The 10,560-nt window shown below is 64.2% G+C and carries 10 protein-coding genes and 1 pseudogene; 5 read left to right on the forward strand and 6 right to left on the reverse strand.

All coding sequences use genetic code 11. The features are described from left to right. Nucleotides 1-34: 34 nt before the first annotated feature. On the forward strand, nucleotides 35-646 hold the full coding sequence (locus ACTHL0_RS26425; protein WP_440570063.1) for a glutathione S-transferase C-terminal domain-containing protein: 612 nt from the start codon (nucleotides 35-37) through the stop codon (nucleotides 644-646). A 152-nt stretch (nucleotides 647-798) separates the two neighbouring features. Here the strand turns inward: ACTHL0_RS26425 and ACTHL0_RS26430 are convergent, their stop codons facing one another. Beyond that, a complete protein-coding gene (locus ACTHL0_RS26430; RefSeq protein ID WP_440570065.1) occupies nucleotides 799-2,415 on the reverse strand; it encodes an FMN-binding glutamate synthase family protein in 1,617 nt (538 codons plus the stop codon). A 171-nt stretch (nucleotides 2,416-2,586) separates the two neighbouring features. Between ACTHL0_RS26430 and ACTHL0_RS26435 the strand changes: the two genes are divergently transcribed. Beyond that, on the forward strand, nucleotides 2,587-2,982 hold the full coding sequence (locus ACTHL0_RS26435) for a 5-carboxymethyl-2-hydroxymuconate Delta-isomerase (protein ID WP_440570067.1): 396 nt from the start codon (nucleotides 2,587-2,589) through the stop codon (nucleotides 2,980-2,982). A gap of 20 nt (nucleotides 2,983-3,002) precedes the next feature. On the opposite strand, the gene mnmA is transcribed toward ACTHL0_RS26435, so the two are convergent. Further along, on the reverse strand, nucleotides 3,003-4,163 hold the full coding sequence (gene mnmA / locus ACTHL0_RS26440; RefSeq protein ID WP_440570069.1) for a tRNA 2-thiouridine(34) synthase MnmA: 1,161 nt from the start codon (nucleotides 4,161-4,163) through the stop codon (nucleotides 3,003-3,005). Beyond that, nucleotides 4,164-4,664 carry an NUDIX hydrolase gene (locus ACTHL0_RS26445; protein ID WP_440570071.1) on the reverse strand — a complete coding sequence of 167 codons (501 nt, stop codon included), beginning with the start codon at nucleotides 4,662-4,664 and terminating at the stop codon, nucleotides 4,164-4,166. A gap of 382 nt (nucleotides 4,665-5,046) precedes the next feature. Here ACTHL0_RS26445 and ACTHL0_RS26450 point away from each other — a divergent pair, with 382 nt between their 5' ends. From ACTHL0_RS26450 to ACTHL0_RS26460, 3 genes are read left to right on the forward strand one after another with little or no spacing between them, the layout of a single operon-like run. Further along, the gene (locus ACTHL0_RS26450) at nucleotides 5,047-6,201 is read left to right on the forward strand and encodes a Re/Si-specific NAD(P)(+) transhydrogenase subunit alpha (RefSeq protein WP_440570073.1); all 1,155 of its coding nucleotides are present in this window, start codon (nucleotides 5,047-5,049) and stop codon (nucleotides 6,199-6,201) included. A 21-nt stretch (nucleotides 6,202-6,222) separates the two neighbouring features. Next, a complete protein-coding gene (locus ACTHL0_RS26455) occupies nucleotides 6,223-6,543 on the forward strand; it encodes an NAD(P) transhydrogenase subunit alpha (protein WP_440570075.1) in 321 nt (106 codons plus the stop codon). Next, nucleotides 6,544-7,998 carry an NAD(P)(+) transhydrogenase (Re/Si-specific) subunit beta gene (locus tag ACTHL0_RS26460; RefSeq protein WP_440570077.1) on the forward strand — a complete coding sequence of 485 codons (1,455 nt, stop codon included), beginning with the start codon at nucleotides 6,544-6,546 and terminating at the stop codon, nucleotides 7,996-7,998. Nucleotides 7,999-8,085: 87 nt separating this feature from the next. On the opposite strand, the pseudogene ACTHL0_RS26465 reads toward ACTHL0_RS26460, so the two are convergent. From ACTHL0_RS26465 to ACTHL0_RS26475, 3 genes and pseudogenes are all read right to left on the reverse strand, one after another. Further along, nucleotides 8,086-8,811, reverse strand: a pseudogene (locus ACTHL0_RS26465) (helix-turn-helix transcriptional regulator); the annotation flags it as partial. A 9-nt stretch (nucleotides 8,812-8,820) separates the two neighbouring features. Then, nucleotides 8,821-9,228: a VOC family protein gene (locus tag ACTHL0_RS26470; protein ID WP_440570079.1), complete on the reverse strand. Its 408-nt coding sequence runs from the start codon at nucleotides 9,226-9,228 to the stop codon at nucleotides 8,821-8,823. A 316-nt stretch (nucleotides 9,229-9,544) separates the two neighbouring features. After that, on the reverse strand, nucleotides 9,545-10,560 hold a 1,016-nt coding region (locus ACTHL0_RS26475), incomplete at its 5' end, for a THUMP domain-containing class I SAM-dependent RNA methyltransferase (protein WP_440570081.1).

The raw sequence follows: 10,560 nt of genomic DNA on the forward strand, positions 1-10,560 counted from the left end.
AGGGCGGCCCGGTGTTTTCTTGAGAGAAAGGCAGATGATGAAATTAATCGGTTCGCTCGCGAGCCCGTTTGTCCGCAAGGCGCGGATCGTGCTCGCCGAGAAGAAGATCGACTATCAGTTCGTGCTCGAAGATGTCTGGTCGCCAGAAACGACCATTCATACGTTCAATCCGATCGGCAAGGTGCCGTGCCTTGTCATGGAGGACGGTGAAGCCGTATTCGATTCCCGCGTCATTTGCGAGTATGTCGATACGCTGTCGCCCGTCGGCAAGCTGATTCCGCAGTCGGGCCGCGAGCGCGTCGAGGTACGCTGCTGGGAGGCGCTTGCCGACGGCATGCTCGACGCGGCGGTGCTCATTCGTCTGGAAGCAACCCAGCGCGAGGAGGCCCAGCGCAACGACGGCTGGCTGGCGCGCCAGCGGCGCAAGATCGACGAAGGGCTCGTGGCGATGTCGCAAGGGCTCGCCGGCAAGCCCTGGTGCGCGAACAACCACTATTCGCTGGCCGATGTTGCCGTCGGCTGCGCGCTCGGCTATTTGAATTTCCGGATGCCCGACCTCGATTGGCGCGAAAAGTATCCGAACCTCGAAAAGCATTTCGCGAAGCTGTCGCAGCGCCAATCGTTCATCGATACCATCCCGAGTTGACGGCCCGTCCGGCGTCGCGCCTGGCGCGCGGCGCTGCAAACGCTTGGCCTGGCGGCGTGATATGGCGTGATAGGGCGTGATAGCCGCTGCGGAATCGGGCCGCCGGGTCGAAGGCGCGCCCTCGTCGCTGGCCGCCTTCAACCCACGACGGCTCAAGCCGTCGCCAATGGCGCCAGCACTTTCGGGGCGAAGGAATCGCTATCGGCGAGCGGCCACCACTTTTCGTACAGCGAGTAGCGGTAGTTGCCGTTGACGAGATCGTTCGTTTCCAGATATTTGAGCAATTCCGACATCAGCTGAACTTCGTGCGACGAGACGCGGCGCACGATGTGGTGCGCGCGCAGTTGCGACGGATGTTCGAGCCCCGCGGCCTGCACGATTTCTTGCAGCGCGTGCAACGTATTGCGGTGGAAATGGTAGACGCGGTCCGATTTGTCGGGCACGACGAGCGCGCGCTGGCGCACCGGATCCTGCGTCGCGACGCCTGTCGGGCAGCGTCCCGAATGGCAGGTCTGCGCCTGAATGCAGCCCACCGCGAACATGAAGCCGCGCGCCGAGTTCACCCAATCGGCGCCGATCGCCAGGGTGCGTGCGATGTCGAACGCCGTGATCATCTTGCCGCTCGCGCCGATGCGGATCTTGTCGCGCAAGCCGATACCCACGAGCGTGTTGTGCACGAGCAGTAGCCCTTCTTGCAGCGGCACGCCGATGTGATCGGTGAACTCCAGCGGTGCGGCGCCGGTGCCGCCTTCGGCGCCGTCGACGACGATGAAGTCGGGCATGATGCCGGTCTCGATCATGGCCTTGGCGATCGCGAAGAACTCCCACGGGTGGCCGATGCAAAGCTTGAAGCCAGTGGGCTTGCCGCCCGAGAGCGTGCGCAGGCGATCGACGAATTCGAGCAGGCCGCGCGGCGTGGAGAATGCGCTATGCGAGGCCGGCGAAATACAGTCCTGTCCCATCGGCACGCCGCGCGCCTCGGAGATCTCGGGCGTGACCTTGGCCGCGGGCAGGACGCCGCCGTGTCCCGGCTTTGCGCCTTGCGAGAGCTTGACCTCGATCATCTTCACTTGCGGGTCGCGCGCCTGGCTGGTGAATCTTTCGGCGCTGAACGTGCCGTCCTCATTGCGGCAGCCGAAGTAGCCCGACCCGATTTCCCAGATGATGTCGCCGCCGTGCTCGCGGTGATATCGCGAGAGCGAGCCTTCGCCCGTGTCGTGCGCGAACCCGCCTTTCTTCGCGCCAAGGTTCAGCGCGCGGATCGCGTTCGCCGAGAGCGCGCCGAAACTCATGGCCGAAATGTTGAAGATCGACATCGAATAGGGTTGCGCGCGATCGGGACCGACGACGATGCGAAAGTCGTGCGTGGCGAGCCGGGTGGGCGCCAGGGAGTGGCTGATCCATTCATGTGCCACCGCCTTGACGTCGAGTTCGGTGCCGTAGGGGCGGCTGTCCGGCTCGTTCTTCGCGCGTTGGTAGACAATGCTGCGTTGCGCGCGCGAGAACGGTTTTTCTTCGGTGTCGTCCTCCACGAAGTATTGGCGGATTTCCGGACGAATGAATTCGAAGAAAAAGCGCAGATGGCCGGCGATCGGGTAATTGCGCAAGATGCTATGCCGAGCCTGACGCAAATCGAAGAGGCCGACGGCGATCAATGCGGCCGGCACGATGAGCCATAGCCAGGAGATCGTATGCCGGGCGGCGAGGATCGCGCCGGCGCAAGCGAGCAGCAGCGCGCCCCAGATCGCGAAATAGCGTCGAGAAAACATGAGAGAGGCTCCTGAACGGCGAACGCTGCCGTTGCAGCGGTTGCCCGGGTGAAAAAGATGCGCCAGTTTAATCGGGAACGATCAGTAGGGGCAGCGAGGGCCGCGATGCGATACGATTCGCCATGCCGGTCGATCCACCTTGTGCGAACGGCGCATGCTCCGCACAAGCCCATGAATCATGAGAATGACGACGCGATGCCCCATTTGACACTGGAATATTCGGCAAACCTCGATACTTTCGACGCGGAAGCGATTTTGCTCGCGCTCAATGAAGCGCTTGCCGCGTGCGGCCATTTCGAAGAGATCGATATCAAGAGCCGCTGCGTTCGGCGCGATGCGTTTCGGGTCGGCACATCGAGCGAGCCCCGCGCGTTTGTTCATGCGACGCTGGCGATACTGAGCGGGCGGGCCCTGGATACCCGGCGTGCGTTGTCGGAGCAGGTGCTGGCCGTATTGAAGACGCACTGCGGCACGCCGTCAGGCGTTCACCTTCAGTTGTCCGCGCAGGTCGTTGAAATCGAACGCGAATCGTATGCTAAGGCGGCTATTGCACCGTCCTCCGTCTGATCGACAGCACGTCGCTTTATTTAAGCCGCCGGGATCGCCGCCCGCGTAGGGACAGCCGAGCTTGCACCGGTGCCGGCGTCGGACTGCGCTGATTCGATGATGCCTCCGCCGAGGCAGATGTCGCCATCGTAGAGCACGGCCGACTGCCCCGGGGTGACGGCCCATTGCGGCTCGTCGAATGCAAGGGTGAAGCGTTCTCTGTTGTCGTCGCTCGTTTCGAGCGCGCCGAACGTGCAAGCTGCGTCGGCTTGCCGATAGCGCGTTTTCGCGCCGAAGCGCGCGCCTGCATCGGGTGCGGCACCCGCAACCCAGCTCGTATTGCCGGCGGCGAGCGTGCGCGAGCGCAGCCAATCGTGGTCATGCCCCTGCACGACGTAAAGCGTGTTGGCGGCCATGTCCTTGCTGGCGACGAACCACGGTTCGCCGCTGCCCGTCTTACTGCCGCCGATCCCGATCCCCTTGCGCTGGCCGAGCGTATAGAACGCCAGTCCGACATGCTCGCCCACGATCTTGCCATCGGGCGTTTTCATGGGCCCGGGCTTGGTCGGCAAGTAACGGTTGAGAAATTCACGGAATGGCCGTTCGCCGATGAAGCAAATGCCCGTGGAATCTTTCTTTTTAGCGTTCGGCAAGCCGATCTTGGCTGCGATCGCGCGCACTTCCGTTTTGGGGATTTCGCCGAGCGGAAAGAGCGTCTTCGATAGCTGGGCCTGATTGAGCCGGTGCAGAAAGTAAGACTGGTCTTTCGTTGAATCTTTCGCCTTGAGCAATTCGAAGCGCCCGTCGATCTCTCTCACGCGCGCGTAATGGCCCGTCGCGATCGTTTCGGCGCCGAGCGCCATCGCGTGATCGAGGAACGCCTTGAACTTGATTTCGGCGTTGCATAGGACGTCGGGGTTCGGCGTGCGGCCCGCCGAATACTCGCGCAGGAACTCGGCGAATACGCGTTCCTTGTATTCGGCGGCAAAATTCACCGCTTCGACGTCGATGCCGATCAGATCGGCCACCGAGACGACGTCGATCCAGTCCTGCCGCGTTGAGCAGTACTCGCTGTCGTCGTCGTCTTCCCAGTTCTTCATGAACAGGCCGACGACGTCATAACCCGCTTCTTTGAGGAGCCATGCCGTCACCGACGAATCGACGCCGCCCGACATCCCCACCACGACTCTTTGCTTACCCATTTACGAATGACTGCTTGACTGACCGTTAGGAGGCCCGACCGAATGCGTATGCACGAAGTCGAGCGGAAAACGCCGGCCCGCGAGGTAATCCTCGACCGAGCGCATGACGAGCGGCGTGCGATGACGCGCCTGGCATGCCCGCAATTCATCGGGCGTCAGCCATAGCGTGCGGACGATGCCCGTGTCGAGCGCCCGTGGCGCATGGGGCGGCTCGTGCCGGCCGCAGAACGTGAACCGCAGAAAGGTGGCGGCTGCGCCGTCCGGGCGATCCATATGCGTCATGTAGACGCCGACGAGCGCGTCCGGCACAAACGAAAGCGCCGTTTCCTCGAGCGTTTCGCGGATGGCGGCGTCTGTCAGCGTTTCGCCCGATTCCAGATGCCCGGCCGGCTGGTTGATGCGCAAACCTTCCGACGTGTGCTCTTCGACGAGCAGAAAGCGGCCTTCGTGCTCGACCACGGTTGCCACGGTGACGCGGGGCGTCCAGCGTTCCTGTTTCATGGCCGCCATTTTACAGGGTGGCGCCGGGCGTTGCCCGCCGCGTACGCAGTGACTGTGGCATTCCCGCCCTTGCGGCCGAGTAGCGGCGTCACTTCCGCGTCACTTCCGCGTCACTTCGCTTTGTGGCACCCATTTTCGTCTATCAGGGGCGACTTCGGTTAAAGTGACGCTCGGCGTCCCGTTTATGTCGCGGGCGTTCGAAGCCGCAGCACCGTAAGCCGCAGCACCGGTTGAAAGGGCTCCCAGCCTGCCGCCGCGCGGCAGGGCCCAGGATGGCCCAGCGTTTTCTTGCAGCCGTGTAATCGTATTCAGACGATGGAGCCGGTGTTGCAGCCGGCCCCATTTACTCGCGTCATTCACGAGCAGGTGAGGAGGATATAACGTGCATATCGGAGTGCCAGCCGAGACGCGCGCGCACGAAGCGCGTGTAGCCGCGACGCCCGAGACGGTGAAGAAGTACGTCCAAGCGGGGCATCGCGTCACGATCGAGCGCGGCGCGGGCGCCGCCGCCAGCTTCACCGACGACGCCTATGCCGCAGCCGGCGCCGAACTTGTCGAAGCCGATGCGGCGTTTTCCGCCGATCTCGTCCTGAAAGTGCAATCGCCGAGCGAGACCGAGCTTGCGCTCGTCAAGCGCGGCAGCGTGCTGGTCGGGATGCTCGAACCGTTCAACACGGAGAACGCGGCGCGCCTGGCCGAAGCCGGCGTCGTCGCCTTCGCGCTCGAAGCCGCGCCGCGCACGACGCGTGCGCAAAGCTTGGACGTGCTCTCCTCGCAGGCGAACATCGCCGGCTATAAGGCCGTGTTGCTCGCCGCCGATCTCTACCCCCGTTTTATGCCGATGCTGATGACGGCGGCCGGTACGGTCAAAGCCGCGCGTGTGCTGATTCTCGGTGCGGGCGTCGCGGGCTTGCAGGCCATTGCCACGGCCAAGCGCCTGGGCGCCGTCATCGAGGCATCCGATGTGCGTCCGGCGGTGAAGGAGCAGATCGAATCGCTCGGCGCCAAGTTCCTCGACGTGCCGTACGAGACGCAGGAGGAGCGCGACGCGGCCGAGGGCGTGGGCGGCTACGCGCGGCCGATGCCGCCTTCGTGGCTCACGCGGCAATCGGCCGCCGTGCACGAGCGCGCCAAGGCAGCGGACATCGTCATCACCACGGCCCTGATCCCGGGCCGCGACGCGCCGACGCTGCTCTCCGCCGAGACGGTGCAGGCGATGCGGCCGGGTTCGGTCATCATCGATCTCGCCGCCGGGCGCGGCCCCGAACTTGCCGGTTTGCCCGGCGTGCGCGGCGGCAACTGTCCGCTCACTGAACCGGACAAGGTCGTGACCAAGCACGGCGTGACGATCGTCGGCCACACGAACCTGCCGGCGATGGTCGCGGCCGATGCCTCCTCGCTCTATGCGCGCAACGTGTTCGACTTCCTGAAGCTGATCGTGACGAAGGAAGGGGCGCTCAACATCGACATGAACGACGACATCGTCGCGGCCACGCTGCTTGCACGCGACGGCGCCGTCGCCCGCAAGGCGGCATAACGAACAGGAGCGAGAGAGACGATGGAAATCATCAATCACACCGTCATCAATCTGATCATCTTCGTGCTGGCCGTGTATGTCGGCTATCACGTCGTCTGGAACGTCACGCCCGCCCTGCATACGCCGCTGATGGCCGTGACCAACGCGATCTCGGCCATTGTGATCGTCGGGGCCATGCTCGCGACGGGGCTGACCGTGGGCGGGCAGGCCAAGTTCTTCGGCACATTCGCTGTCTTGTTGGCCGCCGTGAACGTGTTCGGCGGCTTCCTGGTGACGCGGCGCATGTTGGAGATGTTTAAAAAGAAAGAGCCGAAGAAAGTGGCGAACAAGGAGGGTGCTTAAATGAGCCTGAACGTCGTCACGCTGCTCTATCTGCTCGCGTCCGTCTGCTTCATTCAAGCGCTCAAGGGGTTGTCCAATCCCAAGAGTGCGCGCGCCGGTAACGTGTTCGGCATGGCCGGGATGGCGATCGCGATCCTGACCACCCTCGCGCTGATCGTCAAGCAAGCCGCATTGCTCGGCTCGAACCTCGCGCTCGGCCTGGGGTTGCTGTTTGCCGCGCTCGTCGTGGGCGGCGCCGTCGGCGCGTACGTCGCGGCGCGCGTCGAGATGACGAAGATGCCCGAGCTGGTCGCGGCCATGCACTCGCTGATCGGTTTGGCGGCCGTGGCCATTGCCTATGCCGTGGTCAGCGAGCCGGCCGCTTTCGGGCTCGTGCCGCCCGATGCGCCCGATCTCGGCTTCCTGCCGTACGGCAACCGCATCGAGCTGTTCATCGGCACGTTCGTTGGTGCGATCACGTTCTCCGGTTCGGTGATCGCATTCGGCAAGCTCTCGGGGAAGTACAAGTTCCGGTTGTTCCAGGGGGCGCCCGTCGTCTATCCGGGCCAGCATCTGATCAACTTGATGCTCGCGCTCGGGATGCTCGGTTTCGGCATCCTCTTTTTCCTGACGCAATCGTGGCTGCCGTTCATCATCATGACGATCATCGCCTTCGCGCTCGGGGTGTTGATCATCATCCCGATCGGCGGCGCGGATATGCCCGTCGTGGTGTCGATGCTCAATTCGTACTCGGGCTGGGCCGCCGCCGGTATCGGCTTCTCGCTGAACAACGCGATGCTGATCATTGCCGGCTCGTTGGTGGGTTCTTCGGGTGCGATTCTGTCGTACATCATGTGCCATGCAATGAACCGCTCGTTCTTCAACGTGCTGCTGGGCGGGTTCGGGGCGGAGCCGGGTGCGGCGGCCGCGGGCGGGGCGGCGGAGCAGCGGCCCGTGAAGTCGGGTTCGGCCGATGACGCTTCGTTCATGCTCGGCAATGCGGAATCGGTGGTGATCGTCCCCGGCTACGGCTTGGCCGTGGCCCGCGCGCAGCATGCGCTGAAGGAGCTGACGGACAAGCTCATCGAAAAAGGCGTGGACGTGCGCTATGCGATTCACCCGGTGGCGGGGCGCATGCCGGGGCACATGAACGTGCTGCTGGCGGAAGCGGAAGTGCCGTACGACCTTGTGTACGAGATGGAAGACATCAACAACGAGTTCGGGCAGACGGATGTGGTGCTCGTGCTCGGGGCGAACGATGTGGTGAATCCGGCGGCGAAGAACGATCCGAAATCGCCGATTGCCGGGATGCCGATTATCGAGGCGTACAAGGCGCGGACCATCATCGTGAATAAGCGCTCGATGGCGGCGGGGTACGCCGGGCTCGACAACGACCTGTTCTACATGGACAAGACGATGATGGTGTTCGGCGATGCCAAGAAGGTCATTGAGGAGATGGTGAAGGCGGTGGAATGATGTTCCGGGTGCGGGCTGCCGCAGTTGGCGCGGCAGCCGGCATGCGAAGTGGATGATGTCTTTTCAGACGAAGCGAAGCCGCACGCGCTATGGGTTGCCCGTAGCGCGCGGTACTTGAGATTTGCGATCGGCGGGTACTTCTACCCGTCGCAGGTAATCGGCGAGCCGCCGTCCTTCCATATCCGGAAACGGCTCGTGCTCGCCGACGTCCGTCATGTTCGCAATGTCGAAGTTGCGAAAATCCCCGCGCAGCTCGCACCAGGCACCGACCGTCCAGCGCCCGCCCCAATAGACGAGGCTCAGCGGCCAGATACGGCGCTGCGTATGCGCGCCGAGCCGATCCCGGTACGCGAAGCTCACGACATGCCGGGTATCGACGGCCCGGTGCAGCGTGTCCACTTTCTCGGAAAACGCGCGATCGATATGGAACGACGGCGCGAACACCGCCAGACGTTCGAGCGTCGCCCGCTTGTCGGCCGGCATGGCCGACGCAACCTTCGCCAGCGCGCTACGGGCGCCGCCGGCCAGTGCGGCGCCGCCCCAGGTCTCGATCATTCTCGCGCCCGCCGCCAGCGCGGCCAGCTCTTCCGCGGTGAACGTCAAGGGCGGAAGGCTCGCCGAGCGGCTAAGCCGATAACCGATGCCAGCCTCGCCCTCGATCGGCACGCCTGACAACTGCAGATCGCGCACGTCGCGATAGACCGTGCGCTGCGACACCTGCAGCCACTCGGCCAATTGTTGCGCCGTCGTGAGGCGCCGGCCGCGCAACAGTTCGGCAATTTGGAAGAGGCGATCGGCGCGTCGGGTCATGGCGGCAGTGTATCAACGCAGATGGCGTGCATGCAGGCCGATGCGATTGCCCTCCGTATCGATAAAGAAGGCGATGAAGCCGATCTCGTTCGGCAATTCGACGATCGAGCCATCGATCTTGCCACCCGCCGGCTTGATCCGATCGAGCGTGGCTTGCAGGGTCGGCTCCGCATTCAGGTAGACGGCGACGCCGTCGCCTGTGACCGACGGACGCATGTCGCGCGGGTTGCAGACGATGGCGCCGCCCGTGGCTTCCTCATCGCGTGCGAAAACGGCCATCGGCACGCCGCCGAAGACTTCTCGATGCATCGGCTGATCGAGTGCCGCTTCGTAAAAGCGCACGGCGCGGTCGAAATCGAGCGCCGGAATTTCAAACCAGGAAATGGCGCGGGTAGCGGTGGCAGTGGCCGTGGCAGTCATGACAGTCTCCGTCGAGGGTGGGAAGACAAGCTGGGTAAGGCGCCGGACGGCGCGTAAGGGAGAGTGTGCGACAGCGCTGCTGACACCGTTCTGTCAGCAGCTTGTCTGCTTTTTGCGGGGCACTGCCTACCGCGCAAAAAACGCAAAAAGGTGATGGCGATCCAGGGCCAGCGCAAGCCTGGAGTTCACGTGACGGGGCGCTGGCGCGTTGCGGTGACCTCGTTCGGAGCGAGCGACCGGCGTCGACCCTTTGGGGCCGACCCACCGGACGTTCCTTCCTATTTAACGAAGACGGAGACGAAGACCAAGAAAAGGATTACGCCTGCGGTTCTTGCGTGCCCGGCCGCGACTTCACGCTGCCGGCGATCAAGTCGAAGCGGAACAGCCGGCATTCGAGCGCACCGTTGAACAGCGGCGTTTTCGTCGATTCGCGCAGGCGCATTTGCCCCGGCAGCGAACGGTCGGCTGTCAGCACAAATGCATGCCAACCGGTAAAGCGCTGCTTCAGGGCATCGCCGAAGGCGCGGAAGAATTCGCTGTCGGCCGCATCGGGCTGCGCACGGCTGAACGCCTCGGCACCCGCTTCGCGGCTCCCCTGGCGCGGCTCGCGCACTTCGCCGCGCGGGCCGCGGCCGCGCACGGCGATACGCTCGCCGTAAGGCGGGTTGGCGACGATGATGCCCGGCTGGCCGGACGGCGGCACGATGGCGCGCGCGTCGAGTTGCTTGAGCCAGAGCGAGGGCACGCCTGCGCGCGCGAGATTCGTGCGGGCCTTGTCCAGCATGTCGCCCGAAATATCGCTGCCGAAGATCGGCAGATCGGCCTTCTTGCCGGCGGCCTGGCGCTTCGCGTCGAGCGCGGCCACCTTCATCGCCTGCCAGGCCGAGACGTCGTATTGCTTGAGCTTTTCAAAGCCGAAGCGGCGTTCGACGCCGGGCGCGACGCCGAGCGCGATCTGTGCGGCTTCCGCGACGAACGTGCCGCTGCCGCACATCGGATCGTACAGCGGTGTATCGGGCGTCCAGCCGGTCAGGCGCAGGATGCCCGCGGCGAGGTTTTCGCGCAGTGGCGCGGCGCCCTTGTCGAGCCGCCAGCCCCGCTTGAACAACGGCTCGCCGGACGTATCGAGATAGAGCGTACAGACCGTGGCCGTCAAAAAGGCGAACACGCGCACGTCGGGTTGGGCCGTATCGATGCTCGGACGGGCGCCGCTCACGCTGCGCAGGCGATCGCAGACGGCGTCCTTCACGCGCAGGGTCGCGAATTCCAGGCTGCGCAAGGGCGACTTGATGGCCGTGAGGTCGACGCGCAGCGTCTCGTTCGCCGAAAACC

Origin of the sequence: Trinickia sp. (genome assembly GCF_051961175.1) — a bacterium.
Classification (GTDB): Bacteria; Pseudomonadota; Gammaproteobacteria; order Burkholderiales; family Burkholderiaceae; genus Trinickia.

Coding starts and splice junctions, on each gene's coding strand:
- ACTHL0_RS26430 (WP_440570065.1), bottom strand. CDS start 2,415: ATGTTTTCTCGACGCTATTTCGCGATCTGGGGCGCGCTGCTGCTCGCT.
- ACTHL0_RS26445 (WP_440570071.1), bottom strand. CDS start 4,664: ATGAAACAGGAACGCTGGACGCCCCGCGTCACCGTGGCAACCGTGGTC.
- ACTHL0_RS26470 (WP_440570079.1), bottom strand. CDS start 9,228: ATGACTGCCACGGCCACTGCCACCGCTACCCGCGCCATTTCCTGGTTT.
- ACTHL0_RS26460 (WP_440570077.1), top strand. CDS start 6,544: ATGAGCCTGAACGTCGTCACGCTGCTCTATCTGCTCGCGTCCGTCTGC.
- ACTHL0_RS26455 (WP_440570075.1), top strand. CDS start 6,223: ATGGAAATCATCAATCACACCGTCATCAATCTGATCATCTTCGTGCTG.
- mnmA (WP_440570069.1), bottom strand. CDS start 4,163: ATGGGTAAGCAAAGAGTCGTGGTGGGGATGTCGGGCGGCGTCGATTCG.
- ACTHL0_RS26425 (WP_440570063.1), top strand. CDS start 35: ATGATGAAATTAATCGGTTCGCTCGCGAGCCCGTTTGTCCGCAAGGCG.
- ACTHL0_RS26435 (WP_440570067.1), top strand. CDS start 2,587: ATGAATCATGAGAATGACGACGCGATGCCCCATTTGACACTGGAATAT.